Source organism: Phenylobacterium sp. LjRoot97, assembly GCF_964254345.1.
GTDB lineage: Bacteria > Pseudomonadota > Alphaproteobacteria > Caulobacterales > Caulobacteraceae > Phenylobacterium.
On sequence record NZ_CAXUTH020000001.1, the window covers coordinates 1,102,666 to 1,115,591 of the forward strand.

At 70.6% G+C, this 12,926-nt stretch carries 13 protein-coding genes; 4 read left to right on the forward strand and 9 right to left on the reverse strand.

Features of this window, described 5'->3' with window-relative positions; all coding sequences use genetic code 11:
- Window positions 1–65 precede the first annotated feature (65 nt).
- Window positions 66–995 carry a tRNA (adenosine(37)-N6)-dimethylallyltransferase MiaA gene (miaA, locus tag ACSQ2H_RS05255; protein ID WP_436060402.1) on the reverse strand — a complete coding sequence of 310 codons (930 nt, stop codon included), beginning with the start codon at window positions 993–995 and terminating at the stop codon, window positions 66–68.
- Here miaA and serB point away from each other — a divergent pair.
- Together serB and ACSQ2H_RS05265 are read left to right on the forward strand one after the other, a co-directional pair.
- Window positions 994–1,887: a phosphoserine phosphatase SerB gene (gene serB / locus ACSQ2H_RS05260; protein WP_436060403.1), complete on the forward strand. Its 894-nt coding sequence runs from the start codon at window positions 994–996 to the stop codon at window positions 1,885–1,887. The two genes, miaA and serB, sit on opposite strands and share 2 nt — an antisense overlap.
- 49 nt (window positions 1,888–1,936) lie before the next feature.
- Window positions 1,937–2,605: an HAD family hydrolase gene (locus ACSQ2H_RS05265; protein WP_436060404.1), complete on the forward strand. Its 669-nt coding sequence runs from the start codon at window positions 1,937–1,939 to the stop codon at window positions 2,603–2,605.
- On the opposite strand, the gene ACSQ2H_RS05270 is transcribed toward ACSQ2H_RS05265, so the two are convergent.
- The 3 genes from ACSQ2H_RS05270 to ACSQ2H_RS05280 form a co-directional block, all read right to left on the reverse strand.
- Window positions 2,602–3,393: a S1C family serine protease gene (locus ACSQ2H_RS05270; protein ID WP_436060405.1), complete on the reverse strand. Its 792-nt coding sequence runs from the start codon at window positions 3,391–3,393 to the stop codon at window positions 2,602–2,604. The two genes, ACSQ2H_RS05265 and ACSQ2H_RS05270, sit on opposite strands and share 4 nt — an antisense overlap.
- A gap of 114 nt (window positions 3,394–3,507) precedes the next feature.
- On the reverse strand, window positions 3,508–4,818 hold the full coding sequence (locus ACSQ2H_RS05275; RefSeq protein WP_436060406.1) for an APC family permease: 1,311 nt from the start codon (window positions 4,816–4,818) through the stop codon (window positions 3,508–3,510).
- 94 nt (window positions 4,819–4,912) lie between these two features.
- Window positions 4,913–5,716, reverse strand: coding sequence for an ArgP/LysG family DNA-binding transcriptional regulator (locus tag ACSQ2H_RS05280; RefSeq protein ID WP_436063547.1), 804 nt, complete (start codon window positions 5,714–5,716; stop codon window positions 4,913–4,915).
- On the opposite strand from ACSQ2H_RS05280, the gene ACSQ2H_RS05285 reads away from it, so the two are divergent.
- Complete coding sequence (locus ACSQ2H_RS05285) at window positions 5,615–6,100, forward strand: LysE/ArgO family amino acid transporter (RefSeq protein WP_436063548.1); 486 nt, start codon at window positions 5,615–5,617, stop codon at window positions 6,098–6,100. The genes ACSQ2H_RS05280 and ACSQ2H_RS05285 overlap by 102 nt on opposite strands.
- Here ACSQ2H_RS05285 and ACSQ2H_RS05290 read toward each other — a convergent pair.
- The 3 genes from ACSQ2H_RS05290 to hflK are packed head-to-tail and all read right to left on the reverse strand — an operon-like array spanning window position 6,082 to window position 8,700.
- Window positions 6,082–6,621 (reverse strand): GNAT family N-acetyltransferase, encoded by a 540-nt coding sequence (locus ACSQ2H_RS05290; protein WP_436060407.1) that lies wholly within the window; start codon window positions 6,619–6,621, stop codon window positions 6,082–6,084. The genes ACSQ2H_RS05285 and ACSQ2H_RS05290 overlap by 19 nt on opposite strands.
- 7 nt (window positions 6,622–6,628) lie before the next feature.
- Window positions 6,629–7,519 carry a protease modulator HflC gene (hflC, locus tag ACSQ2H_RS05295; RefSeq protein ID WP_436060408.1) on the reverse strand — a complete coding sequence of 297 codons (891 nt, stop codon included), beginning with the start codon at window positions 7,517–7,519 and terminating at the stop codon, window positions 6,629–6,631.
- Window positions 7,516–8,700, reverse strand: coding sequence for an FtsH protease activity modulator HflK (hflK, locus tag ACSQ2H_RS05300; RefSeq protein ID WP_436060409.1), 1,185 nt, complete (start codon window positions 8,698–8,700; stop codon window positions 7,516–7,518). Before hflK ends, hflC begins: the two co-directional genes overlap by 4 nt.
- 123 nt (window positions 8,701–8,823) lie before the next feature.
- Here hflK and ACSQ2H_RS05305 point away from each other — a divergent pair, with 123 nt between their 5' ends.
- Window positions 8,824–9,933, forward strand: coding sequence for an Mrp/NBP35 family ATP-binding protein (locus tag ACSQ2H_RS05305; protein ID WP_436060410.1), 1,110 nt, complete (start codon window positions 8,824–8,826; stop codon window positions 9,931–9,933).
- Here ACSQ2H_RS05305 and ACSQ2H_RS05310 read toward each other — a convergent pair.
- Window positions 9,930–11,342, reverse strand: coding sequence for an MFS transporter (locus tag ACSQ2H_RS05310; protein ID WP_436060411.1), 1,413 nt, complete (start codon window positions 11,340–11,342; stop codon window positions 9,930–9,932). The genes ACSQ2H_RS05305 and ACSQ2H_RS05310 overlap by 4 nt on opposite strands.
- A gap of 91 nt (window positions 11,343–11,433) precedes the next feature.
- Window positions 11,434–12,864: an MFS transporter gene (locus ACSQ2H_RS05315; protein ID WP_436060412.1), complete on the reverse strand. Its 1,431-nt coding sequence runs from the start codon at window positions 12,862–12,864 to the stop codon at window positions 11,434–11,436.
- Window positions 12,865–12,926 lie beyond the last annotated feature (62 nt).

Below are 12,926 nucleotides of genomic sequence, written 5' to 3' on the forward strand. Positions count from 1 at the left end.
GAGTACAAGAAGCTCACGCACGAGCGTTCTCCAAATGAAGTCGTCGAGGTCATGACATGCCCCGCTCACCCCGTCAAGGCGGGGTGTAGCGCAATAAACTGCCTCCATTGGTCCTCATGGGCGACGGCGGTAAGGCGCGGCCAGTCGGCCATCTGACCCCGCAGCCAGGTGGCCTGACGCTTGGCGTATCGGCGGGTTTCGCGCTGGGCGTTCTGCAAACCTGCCGAAAGGCTGACCTCGCCGGCCAGCGCGGCCGCCAGCTCGCGGTAGCCGACCGCCTTCATGGCCGGGAGATTGGGATCGAGCCCACGGGCGGCGAGGGCGGCGACCTCGTCCAGCGCGCCGGCCTCGACCATGATCTCCAGTCGCGCGTCGCAACGATCGAACAGCGCCTCGCGCGGCGGGTCGAGCGCGACGCCGGCCCAGGTCCCCGGGGCGATGGCCGGATCGGTGCGCGCCTGCCAGTCGCTGAGCGAGGTCCCGGTGGCGGCGAACACCTCCCAGGCCCTGGTCAGGCGCTGGCGGTCGGCCGGCGAGATGCGCGCCTGCGCGGCGGGATCGGCCTGCGCCAGCCGCTCGCGGAAGGCCGCCTCGCCCATCGCCTCGAACTCGGCGGCGGTCTGCACCCGGATCTGCGGCGGGGTGTCGGGCACCTCGGCCAGGCCGTGGGTCAGGGCGCGGAAATAGAGGCCGGTGCCGCCGACGATCACGGTCGGGCGACCGCGGGCGGCGATCTCGTCGATCAAGGCCACGGCGGCGCGCAGCCAGCGGCCGACGGACCAGCCCTCGGCCGCGTCGACGACGCCGAACAGGTGGTGCGGGGCGGCGGCCTCCTCCTCGGGGGAGGGGCGGGCGGTCAGCAGTCGCAGGTCGCGGTAGAGCTGCAGCGCGTCGGCGTTGACGATCTCAGCCCCGATTTCGCGAGCCAGGCGCAGGGCCAGGGCCGACTTGCCGCTTGCGGTCGGCCCGGCGATCAGCCAGATGCGGGGCTCCATGCAGATCGCCCTTACCCTTGTCGGTCCCGATTCAGACGCCGCCGCGAAGGCGCTCGCCACACTGGCCCCAGCGCTCGCAGGCGTGCACGCCCGCGTCAAGGAGCCCCGCACCCTGGGGCCCGGCGCGCTCGACCTGCTGGTGGACGGCGCCGACGTCGCGAGTGTCCGCGCGGCCGCCGAGGCGGCCCTGGCCGGGAGCGGCGTCGACGCCTGCGCCCAGCCCTGGGACGGCCGCAAGAAGCGGCTGCTGCTGGCCGACATGGATTCGACCATCATCAACGTCGAGTGCATCGACGAACTGGCAGACTTCGCCGGCGTGAAGGACAAGGTCTCGGAGATCACCGAGCGGGCCATGCGCGGCGAGCTGGATTTCGAAGGCGCCCTGCGCGAGCGGGTCGGGATGCTGAAGGGACTGCCGCTCGGCGACCTGCAGCGGGCCTATGACGAGCGCGTGCGGCTGAACCCCGGGGCGCGGACCCTGGTACGGACCATGTCGGCGGGCGGCGGCCGCGCGGTGCTGGTCTCGGGCGGCTTCACCTTCTTCACCTCGCGGGTGGCGCAGGCGGCGGGCTTTGCCGCCAATCGGGCCAACACCCTGAACGAGGACGGCGCAGCCCTGACCGGCACGGTCGGCGAGCCGATCCTGGGCCGGGAGGCCAAGCTGGCGGCGCTGAAGGAAGAGGCGGCCGGGATGGGGATCGAGCTCTCGCAGACCCTGGCGGTCGGCGACGGCGCCAACGACCTGGCGATGATCGAGGCCGCGGGCCTCGGCGTGGCGTACCGCGCCAAGCCGATCGTCGCGGCCCAGGCCGACGCCAAGGTCGACCATGCCGACCTGACGGCGCTGCTCTACTTCCAGGGCTACCGCGCCGAAGAGTTCGTAACGGACTGAAGCCGGGTTTGAATTCCGCTCACGGCCGCCGCGCGCTAGAAGCCCGGCCATGAGTTTGCCCCGTCTTCCCGTGGCCGTCGTCTTCGACATGGACGGCCTGCTTTGCGACACCGAGGTCGTCTATCGCGACGCCATGACCGCGACCTGCGCCGAGCACGGTCACGACATGCCGCTGACCCTGTTCATGAGCATGATCGGATTGCCCGGTCCGGCCGGCAACCAGAAGGTCCTCGACCACTTCGGCGCCGATTTCCCGATCGACGTCTTCAACGCGCGGGTCATGGAGCACGTCGATGCGGCCTGCGAGACCGGCATCGCCCTGAAGGCCGGCGTGCTGGAGATGCTCGACCAGCTGGACGAACTGGGCCTGCCGCGGGCGATCGCCACCTCGTCCAGCCACCGGGCGGTGCAGGCGCACCTGGGCAAGAGCGGGATCATCCCGCGCTTCAACGCCATCCTGGCGCGCGGCGACTATGAGCGCGGCAAGCCGAACCCCGATCCGTTCCTGGCCGCGGCTGCGCGGCTGAACGTGGCGCCGGAGTTGTGCCTGGCGTTGGAGGACAGCCACAACGGCGTGCGCGCCGCCTCGTCGGCCGGGATGATGACGGTCATGGTCCCCGATCTGCTGGAAGCCACCGAGGAGATGCGCGAGCTGTGCGTGCGGGTCGCCGGCGACCTGCACGAAGTGCGCAGGCTGATGGTCGCGGTGCGCGGCTAGCGCTGGGCGGGCGCGGCGGCCGGCGGCGGGCCGGCCCTCACCTCGTCGACGACCGACTTCACGACATTGGCCGGGATGGCGAAGGCCAGGCCGGCGCCGGGCTCGCCGCGAGACTCGCGGGCGCTGGCCATGCCAATCACCTGGCCGGCGCTGTTGAGCAGCGGGCCGCCGGAGCCGCCGGCGGTCAGGGCCGCGTCTGTCTGCAGGTAGGCCTTCACCGGGCCGCTGAGCGCCGCGCCGGCGAAGGGGTCGTCCTCGTCGACCGGCGCGCCGATCTGGCGGTTCACAGCCGAGATTATGCCCGAGGTGGCGGTGCCGACCAGGCCGTACGGCGCGCCCATCAACACGACCGGCTGGCCGGCCTTGACCTGGTTGCTGTCGCCGAACGAGAGGGCCGAGAGTTGGCGGCCGGGGGTGGCGCGGTAGACGGCGACGTCGGCGGCTTCGTTGGCGCCCGCCAGTTCGGCGCGGGCGACCGTGCCGTCGGCGAACACCAGATTGACCACCGGCAGGCCGCCGGTGACATGGGCGGCGGTGACCACCAGCCCGTCGGCCGAGACCACGAAGCCCGAGCCCATCTGCATTGGCGCGCCGCCATTGCGGCCGTCAGAGCCGGAGACCGTGAGCATGACGGTGGCGGACTGGGCCCGCTGGACCGCGTCGACGAAGTTGGTCGCGCCGCGGGCGGCCGGGGCCTCGCCGCGATGGCTGAGCCCAAATCCGATGAGCAGCAGGATCAGGAAAATAACAACGCTGGCCGCGGCGTAGAGAAGTTGTTGGGTGCGCAAAGTGCGGGCTCCGACGTAGGGACTCACGCCGGAAAGCGGCCAAGGCGCAGCTTGGTTCCCTTTAGGGCCTGCTGCGGATGGACGCAGTTTGGGGCTGTTTCGGGGCAGGATCGTCTAGGATTCGACCAGGGAACGACGTTGCAATGCCTGCCGCGTCGCGTAGGCCGCGCCGGCGACGACCACAAATGCAAGGGTTGCGGCCAACTCGCGCGGCGCCAGAGTGCTCAGCAGCCAGACGATCATGCCCGCCGCGGCGACGGGCGCGATCCACCCGCCCGGGGCGACGAACGGCGCGCCGTCGCCCTTGAAGTCCACGGCGCGCAGACGAAGCACCCCCAGGCAGCAGATCATGTAGCTGACCAGCGTCCCGGCGACCGCCAGCACGGCGATCTGCTGGAAGCTGCCCGACAGGGCGAGCAGGATCACCAGCCCCGAGTAGAGCCAGATCGCCACGGCGGGCGTGCCGAAGCGCGGATCAAGCCGGCCGATCACTTGCGGCAACTGGCCGGCTCGCGCCAGGGCGAAGGCGATCCGCGGCGTACACAGCATGTCGGCGGCGAGATAGCCGCCGGCCGACAGCAGCGTCAGCACGCCGAGCAGCGATGCGCCCCAGGGGCCGAAGACGGCGCCCGCAGTGTCGGCCAGCGGCGTCTTGGACGCAGCCAGGGCCGGGCCGAGCACGCCCTGGGTCACGCCCTGAAGGCCCATATAGAGCGCCGCGACGATGATCAGGGTCAGGGCGATGGCCCGTGGGATCGTCCGCGAGGGATTGCGCGTCTCGCCGGAGATGCAGAGGCCGGACTCGATGCCCATGAAGGCGAAGAACAGCAGCAGCGCGCCCTCGCCGACCTTGGCGACCGGCGGGACGGAGGTCCAGACGAGGTTCTGCGGCTGGACGGCGAACGCCCCGACGAGGATCAGCAGCAGCAGCGGCGTGAACTTCAGGATGCCGAAGACGATGGCGAGACGGCCGCCGCCGCGTGTTCCCAAGGTGTTGGAGATCGCCAGGAAGCCGTAGAGGGCCAGCAGGACCATGATCGCGCCGATCGGCTCGCCGACGGCGGGAATGAAGCTCGCCAGCGTGTCGATGAAGAACCGGGCCAGGGCCGCGGCGCTGCCGATCGAAGTGGCGAACAGGGCCAGCGCCCCGGTGACGCCGCCGACCACGGGACCGAACGCCGCCGTGGCGTAGGCGTAGAGACCGCCGGCATGGGGCACGCGGCTGCCGGCTTCGGCCAGGCACAGCGCGACCAGTCCGATGAGCAGCAGGCAGGCGCCGTAGGCCAGGATCGCGGCCGGACCCAGCACCCCGGCGACCAGCCCAGGCAGGGCGAAGATGCCGACCCCGACGACGCAGTTGAAGGAGGTGAGCGCGACCCCGGCGACGCCGATGACGCGGGCCGGTTCGGAGGTTGGCTGCGTCATGAACGCCCGCTGTCGAGACCTCCTCTTGGACGCTCGCCCATCGCCGCCCTCAGAGTGAGTTGGGGCAGCATGTCATGTCGCATAACGGCGTTCATCATAATTCGCCGTCCGACCGGCCGGCGGCGAGAACCGCCAGGGTGAGGCGATCGAGCAGCCGCGCGGCGAGCCGGGTGCGCTGCCAGTAGAGCGGCACGGCGATGCGGCGGGCGGGCGGCAGTTCGACCAGCCGGCCGCTGGCCAGATGCGGCGCGGCCAGGTCGAGCGGGGTCATGGCCCAGCCAAGGCCCGCCAGGCAGAGGTCGAGCATGCCCTGGGTCGAAGGCGACCAGTGGACAGGGGCGCTCAGCTCCAGGTCCAAGGCCTCGCGGGCCCAGCGCGCCTGGAGCAGGTCGCGGCGGTCGAAGCGCAAGGTCGGCGCCTGCCGCAGACTGGCTGCGTCGACGCCGGTCGGAAAGGCGGCGGCGACGAAGGCCGGGGTCGCGGTCGCCACATAGACCAGGGGGGCCAGATCGTAGGTGCGACAGCCCTGGACCGGGACCGGATCGGCGGTGACGGCGGCCAGCACTTCGCCGGACCGCAGCCGCTCGGCGGTGTGCGCCTCGTCGTCGAACACGAGGTCGAGGGTGGCGGCCGTCTCTCGAGCGAAGGCCGCCGCAGCCTGGGGAAACCAGGTGCTCATGCTGTCGGCGTTGACGGCGATCCGGATCGACGGCGGCTCGGCGGTGTCACCCAGGCCGGGCAGGTCGGCGGTCAGCTCGCGCTCCATGAGCCGGACCTGTTCGGCGCGGACGCGCTGCTGATCATCGCGGGGGTGAAGGGGCTGGGCGCGGCGCTCAACCTCGTGCCGGGGCTGTCGCTGGCGATGGGCCTGGGCGGCGCGGCGTTCCTCGGCTGGTATGGGCTGTCGGCGCTGCGCCGCGCGGCTCGACCAGGCGTGATGGTCGTGCAGCAGCAGGCGGGCATGACGCTGGGCGCGGCGATCGCCGGCGCCGCGGCCTTCACCTTCCTCAATCCGCACGTCTACATCGACACGGTGATGCTGATGGGGGCGGTCGGCGCGAGCCTGTCGCCGGCCGAGCGGCCGCCGTTCATGGCCGGCGCGTCGCTGGCCAGCCTGGCGTGGTTCTCGGCCCTGGGGTTCGGCGCGCGCCTGCTGGCGCCGGTGTTCGCCCGGCCCGTGTCCTGGCGGGTGCTGGACGTCGGTGTCGGGCTGACGATGCTGGCCCTCGCCGCGTCGCTGCTGCTAGGCGCGCTCGGCCGGGCCTACAGCTCGATCCAGTAGTGCAGGGCGGTGTCGCCGGGGATCCAGATGTGCGGGATCGAGGCGGTGTGGACGCCGCCGTTCTTCTCGATGACGCGGATCGAGGCGGCGTTGGTCGCATTGACCGTCAGCAGCACACGATCGAGCGGCAGATGCGCGCGGATGTAGTCGAGGCCGGCGGCGAGGATGGCGCTGGCGTGGCCCTGGCCGCGGGCCGAGGGGCGCACAGCGTAGCCGACGTGGCCGCCGACCTTTTCCAGGTTCTCGTTCAGGTGATGGCGGATGTGCAGCGAGCCGAGGAACTGGTCGCCCTCGACCCACCACAGCACGGTGTAGGGAACGGCCGGGCCCTGGCTGCCGTCGGGCAGGGTGACGCTGGTCGGCGGGGCAAGCTGGCTGGCGACGAAGGCCGCCGGATCGTCCGCCACTTGGGCGATGCTCTCCGGCGTCTCGGGACGCAGGGTGTCGCGGGCGTAGCCCTCGCGCATCGCCGCCACGAAGGACGGCATATGCGCGAGGTCTGGCCGGACGAGTGCGGGCATGGGCGCCCTAGCGGGCGTTGGGCCCGCGCTCGAAGTACTTGAAGAAGGCGCTGTCAGGCGAGAGCACCATGGTCGTGTCGCCCTGGCCGAGCGAGGCCTCGTAGGCCTGCATCGAGCGATAGAACGACGCGAAGGCCGGGTCCTTGCCGAAGCCCTGGGCGAAGAGCCGGGTCCGGACGGCGTCGCCGGCGCCTCGGGTGGTCTCGGCCTGCTCGCGGGCGGTGGCGAGGGTGATGGCCACTTCCTTGTCGGCGCCGGCGATGATCTCGCGCTTCTCCTGCTCGCCCTGGGCGCGGATGCGGGCGGCTTCCTGCTGGCGGCTGGTCTGCATCCGGCGGAACACCGACTCCTGGATCTGCGGCGGGTAGTCGGCGCGCTTGATGCGGATGTCGATGATCTGGATGCCGAGGCGCGAGGCGGCGGCGCGGGCGACGACGTCCTTCTTGGTCTGAGCCAGCAGCGCTTCGCGACGGCCCGAGATGATCTCGGTCGAGGTCGCGGTGCCGAGCACCTGACGCAGCGAAGAGTTGACCAGCCGCTCGATGCGGTCGCTGGCGGTCTGCTCGTCGCGTAGGGTGCGGTAGTAGAGCAGCGGATTGGAGATGCGGTAGCGGACGAAGGCGTCGACCACCAGGCGCTGCTGGTCGGAGGCGGTGATTTCCTCCTGGGCGGCCTCGATGGCGAGGTTGCGTTTGTCGAACTGGACCACGTTCTCGACGAACGGGACCTTCATCTTGAGGCCGGGATCGGGATCGCCGGGGGCGTTGATGACGCGGACCGGTTCACCCAGCCGCACGATCACCGCCTGCTTGCGCTGATCGACGATGAAGAAGGTCTGCGACAGGACGATCAGGGCGCCGGCCAGCAGAATGCCGAGGATGGGAAGGCTGCGGTTCATCGGGCGGCTCCCGTCGTCGGAGCGACCGTGGGCGGAGCGGGCTCCGCGGCCGGGGCCGGCTGGGTGCGCGGACGGAAGACGTCAGGCGGCAGGATGATCGGCGCGCTCGCGCCCTTGCCGTCGATGACGACCTTGTTCGACTTGGCCAGCACGCGTTCCATGGTCTCGATGTAGAGGCGGTCCTTGGTCACGCCCGGAGCCTGGCGATACTCGTTGTAGATCTGGTTGAAGCGGGCCACGTCACCGGTCGCCTCACGGACGGCCTGCTCGCGGTAGCCCTCGGCCGATTGGACCAGCTTGGCCGCGTCACCCTTGGCTTCGTTGACCACGCGGTTGCGGTAGGTGTTGGCCTCGTTGCGGGCCGACTCCTGGTCCTGGCCGGCGCTGTTCACGTCGCGGAACGCGGCGGCCACTTCCTGCGGCGGGTTGGCCGAGCGGATCTGGACTTCGACGACGCTGATGCCGGCGCCCCAGGAATCCAGGGTCTTCTGCATCAGTTCGGCGGTCTGGGCCTGCACCTGGCCGCGGCCGGTGGTGAGGATCGGCTGCAGGTCGGACTTGCCGACCACTTCGCGCATGGCGCTTTCGGCCGCGGCCTTCACCGAGGCGTCGGGGTCGCGCAGCGTGAACACGTACTTGCTGGCGTCGGCGACGCGCCAGGTGACGCTGAAGTTGAGGTCGACGATGTTCTCGTCGCCGGTCAGCATCAGGCTCTCTTCGGGAACCTTGGCGTCGCCCACCCCGCCGATGTCGATGCGGTTCAGGGTGGTGACCGGCACCTTCTCGACCCGCTCGATCGGAGCCGGGAGATGGTAGCGGATGCCCGGGGCCTCGGAGCGCGAATAGGCGCCGAAGGTGGTGACCACGGCCTGCTCATTGGGCTGGACGATGTAGACGCCCGACAGCGCCCACAGGCCGACGCCGACGCCGGCCACCGCGGCGACCGCGGCAGGGCGAACGCCGTCGCCGCCAGGACCGCCGAAGAAGTCGCGCAGCTGGCGCTGCAGCCGCTCGAAGGCGGCGTTCAGCTCAGGACCTTCGGGCCGGCGCGGGCCGCGGGGGCCTCCGCCGCCTCCGCCTCCGCCCAGCGGGCGGCGGGGTCCGGGTTTCTTGTCGCCGTTCCCGTCGTTGGGCGGCGGCGCGCCCCAGGGTCCAGGGTTCGCGTTGTCATTCCAAGGCATGGTCGCGTCGTCTTGCTTTCGTCTCGGCGCGGCCGCGTCGTTAGGCCCGTGGATGGGCTTGTAAACCGGCGCTGTGAGCCGGATATGTGGCCCAACACCGGTTAAAGCAAGTCAAAGGGCCGTATGGATCCGACAATCCCCGACCGCGACAGCATCCTGGCGGCGCTCGATCGCGTCCTCGACCCGAAGACGGGCAAGGGGTTGGCGAGCGCCGGGCTCGTCCGTGGGCTGACGGTCGGGCGCGGCCGCGCCGGCTTCATGCTCGAGGTGCCGGCCGGCGAAACGGCGCTGTATGCGCCGGTGCGCGATGCCGCCCAGGACGTGCTGGCGGCCTTGCCGGGCGTCGAGAAGGCGCAGGTCGTGCTGACCGCCGAGCACGCCGCGGCCCCGCCGGCCGAGGGCGTCACCCGGGTGCGCAAGGGCGCGCGCGTCTCGCAGGATCCGCAGGCTGCGCCCGCCCCGCCGGCCGACGCTCAGCGCCCGGCCCACGTGCGCCGGGTGATCGCGGTGGCCAGCGGCAAGGGCGGGGTCGGCAAGTCGACGGTCTCGGTCAACCTGGCGACGGCGTTCGCCGCCCAGGGGCTGAAGGTCGGGCTGCTGGACGCCGACGTCTATGGGCCCTCGGCGCCGCGGATGCTGGGCATCGACGAGGAGCCGGCCTTCGTGGACGGCAAGCTGCAGCCGCTGGAGGCCTGGGGGCTGAAGGTGATGTCGATCGGCTTCATGGTCGACGAGGGCGCGCCGATGATCTGGCGCGGGCCGATGGCCAGTTCGGCCGTGCGCCAGATGATGAACGATGTGGCCTGGGGCACGGAGGCCGCGCCGCTGGACGTGCTGGTCGTCGACCTGCCGCCGGGCACCGGCGACATCCAGCTGACCCTGATCCAGAAGATGAAGATCGACGGGGTGGTGATCGTCTCGACGCCGCAGGAGATCGCGCTGATCGACGCGCGGCGGGCGGCCTCGATGTTCCAGAAGACGGCGACGCCGATCTTGGGGGTGATCGAGAACATGGCCTTCTTCAGCGACCCGACGACCGGCGCGCCGATCCCGATCTTCGGCTCCGGCGGAGCCAAGGCCGAGGCCGAAAAGCTCGGCGTGCCGGTGCTGGCGGAGATCCCGCTGGAGGTGCCGTTGCGCGAGGCCTGCGACGCCGGCCGGCCGCTGGTGGCGACCGCGCCCGAGAGCGCGGCCGCCAAGGCCTTCATCGCGGCGGCGAAGGCGCTGATCTAGCGCGGCGCGTCGGTCGCCAGGCCGACGCCGCTGACGCTCTCGAGCAGGCCGGCTTCGGCGGCCAGGGCGTCGCGTTCGTCGAGCTGACGGCGGACCTCGGCGTGACGCTTGGCGTCGAGCTTCCAGCCGATGAACGCCGCGCCGCCGAAGAACACCAGGATGATCGGGGCGAAGACGTAGCAGAGCTCGAGGCCGCGGATCGCCTCGGGGGTGTTGGTCGCGCCCTCGGCGGCGTTGTAGCCGACCAGGTCGAGAACGGTGAAGCTGATGCCGACGGTGATCGCGGTGCCGATCTTCTGGGTCGTGGTGACCAGGGCGTAGAGCAGGCCGACGCGTTCCTTGCCGGTCTCCAGGCGGACTTCGTCCGCGACGTCGGCGACCATGGCGCGGACGATCAGCACGAAGGCCGAGGAGACGAAGCCGACCGCGAACATGCCCGGGATCGCCAAAGCCATGGTGGCCGGCGGGATGATCATCAGCGCCGACTGGCTGACGGCGTAGGCGACCGCCGAGACGATCAGGGCGCGGTGCTTGCCGATCTTCTGGGCCAGCCAGCCCCAGAACATGGCGCCGACCAGGCCCGCGCCGATGAAGAACACCAGCAGGACGCCGGTCTGCTGGCCGGTATAGCCGCGGGCGTCGTGGAAGAAGAACAGGTAGAGCGCGGCGGTCGTGCCCGGGCCAAGCGCCATGAACAGGTCGGCGAAGATCAGGCGGGCCATCTCGGGACGGCGGATCAGGTCCCAGTAGTCGCGCAGGGTGACGCGTTCCTTGCCGGAGTCGGGGGCGACGCGCTCGGGCGTGAACAGGGTGCAGAGCGCCAGGGTGACCGGGATCAGCAGGATGCAGAACCAGCCCATGGCATGGACGCCGTTGGCGCCTTCGCCGCGCTTTCCGAGCGCCAGCGGCAGCAGCAGGATCAGCACCGCGCCGATGACGCCGACCGCCTGGATGACGCCGTAGACGCGCGAGCGGTCATGGTAGTCGGTGGCCAGCGACGCGCCCCAGGCGGCCTGGGCCAGGGTCAGGATCGAGACGCCGAGATAGAGCACCAGCAGCCACTCGATCAGATAGGCCTCGGTGATGCCCGGATGGGCCATGAACAGCATGTAGGCGGCGACCATGACGATCGGACCGCCGGCCAGCAGCCAGGGCCGGTAGCGGCCGAAGCGCGTGCGGGTGCGGTCCATGGCCATGCCCAAGATCGGGTCGATGGCCAGATCGATGAGCCGGACGATGGTGAAGGCCAGGCCCACGGCGGCCAGCGACAGGCCGAGCTGGCCCGCGAAGAACCGCGGCAGGTAGACCGCCATCACCAGGCCGATGGCGGCGATGGGCAGGGCGGTCGAGGAAAACGCCATAACGACGGGCAAGGGCAGGCGGGTGCTGCCGGCGGCGGAATGCGCCATGTATCGCCTCAAATGTCAGGCCCCGGAAAAATGCAGAGGGGCAGGGTCAAAATGAAACCGGCCCGGACGAAGCCGGGCCGGGGCAGTGGTGTTATCGACCCGCTTGGGGCGGGACCGCAATGGCTGCTTCGGCGGAAACGACCTCGATGATCGGGGTTTCGTCGTAGAGCGCGTCGCGTTCGTCGAGCTGGCGGCGGATCTCGCCGTGGCGCTTGGCGTCGAGGGCGTAGCCGATCATGCAGGCCCCGCCGAGCATCACGAACACCACCGGGCCGATCAGGTAGGCGAGTTCGAGGTTGTGGATCGCCTCGGGGGTGTTCACCGCCCCTTCCTTGGCCTGGTAGCCGACCGCCTCAAGCACCAGGAAGGTCAGGCCGATCGAGAAGGCCCCGGCGATCTTCGAGGTCATGGTGGTGATCGCGTAGAGCAGGCCCGAGCGTTCGCGGCCCTGTTCCAGGCGCACTTCGTCGGCGATGTCGGCGGTCATCGCGCGCGTCAGGACGTTGAAGCCCGCGGCCAGGAAGCCGGCCCCGAACATCGGGACCATGGCGATCAGCATGTTTCCCTTCGGGATCGCCATCAGCGAGATCAGGATCAGCGAGTAGCCGGTGGTGGCGACCATTACCGCACGGTGCTTGCTGATCGTCATGGCCAGCCGGCCCATCATCGGCGCGCCGGCGAAGCCCGCCAGGATGTAGATGGCCAACAGGATCGAGGCCTGGCCCGTGGTGAAGCCGCGGCTGTCGGTGAAGAAGAACAGGTAGAGGGCGCTCATCCAGCCCGGGCCAAGCGCCAGGCAGAGGTCGGCGGCCAGGATGCGGGCCATGCTGGGCCGCGAGACCAGCGACCAGTAGTCGCGCAGCTTGAACTGGTGGCCGGGAACGTCGGGGGCGATCCGCTCGGGCGTGCGCCAGACCACCAGGCCGACGGCGATCGGGGTCAGGGCGAGGATGAACCAGCCCATGGTGGCGACGTTGCCGGAGTCCGGCAGGCCGCGCTGCTCGGCGATGATCGGGATGGCGAGGATGGCGGCGGCGCCGAGCACCCCCACCGCGGTCATGATGCCGAACACCCGCGAGCGGTCGTGATAGGTCGGCGCCAGGGTCGCGGCCCAGGCCGCGTGAGAGAGACTGAGGATCGAGGTGCCCAGGTACATGACCAGCAGCCAGAAGATCAGGTAGCCGATCCCGACCCCTTCGGCCGGCATGAACAGCCAGTACATCGAGGCCATCAGGAACGGCGCGCCGACCACGGTCCAGAGCCGGTAGCGGCCCCACTTGGTCCGCGTCTTGTCCATCACCCAGCCCAGCAGGCCGTCGACCGGAATGTCGATCATGCGGACGATGAAGAAGGCGCCGCCGACGGCGGCGAGGCTGACACCCAGGTGGCTGGCGTAATGTCGGGGAAGGTAGACCGCCACCGCGATGATCACCGCCTGAATCGGTAGGCTGGTGGCCGCGAAGGCGAAGATGGTGGACAGCGGCAACGTGCTGGCGCGCGGAGCCGGCGAGGCCTGGGTCAAGGTTCGATTCTCCCTAGGGTGGGCGAGCCTCTGACGGGCCACCTCATGCCGTTAGGTTACGC

Excerpts from the sequence above, each read along its gene's own strand:
- serB (WP_436060403.1), top strand. The coding sequence starts at position 994 with ATGCAGATCGCCCTTACCCTTGTCGGTCCCGATTCAGACGCCGCCGCG.
- miaA (WP_436060402.1), bottom strand. The coding sequence starts at position 995 with ATGGAGCCCCGCATCTGGCTGATCGCCGGGCCGACCGCAAGCGGCAAG.
- ACSQ2H_RS05265 (WP_436060404.1), top strand. The coding sequence starts at position 1,937 with ATGAGTTTGCCCCGTCTTCCCGTGGCCGTCGTCTTCGACATGGACGGC.
- ACSQ2H_RS05275 (WP_436060406.1), bottom strand. The coding sequence starts at position 4,818 with ATGACGCAGCCAACCTCCGAACCGGCCCGCGTCATCGGCGTCGCCGGG.
- ACSQ2H_RS05290 (WP_436060407.1), bottom strand. The coding sequence starts at position 6,621 with ATGCCCGCACTCGTCCGGCCAGACCTCGCGCATATGCCGTCCTTCGTG.
- hflC (WP_436060408.1), bottom strand. The coding sequence starts at position 7,519 with ATGAACCGCAGCCTTCCCATCCTCGGCATTCTGCTGGCCGGCGCCCTG.
- hflK (WP_436060409.1), bottom strand. The coding sequence starts at position 8,700 with ATGCCTTGGAATGACAACGCGAACCCTGGACCCTGGGGCGCGCCGCCG.
- ACSQ2H_RS05305 (WP_436060410.1), top strand. The coding sequence starts at position 8,824 with ATGGATCCGACAATCCCCGACCGCGACAGCATCCTGGCGGCGCTCGAT.
- ACSQ2H_RS05310 (WP_436060411.1), bottom strand. The coding sequence starts at position 11,342 with ATGGCGCATTCCGCCGCCGGCAGCACCCGCCTGCCCTTGCCCGTCGTT.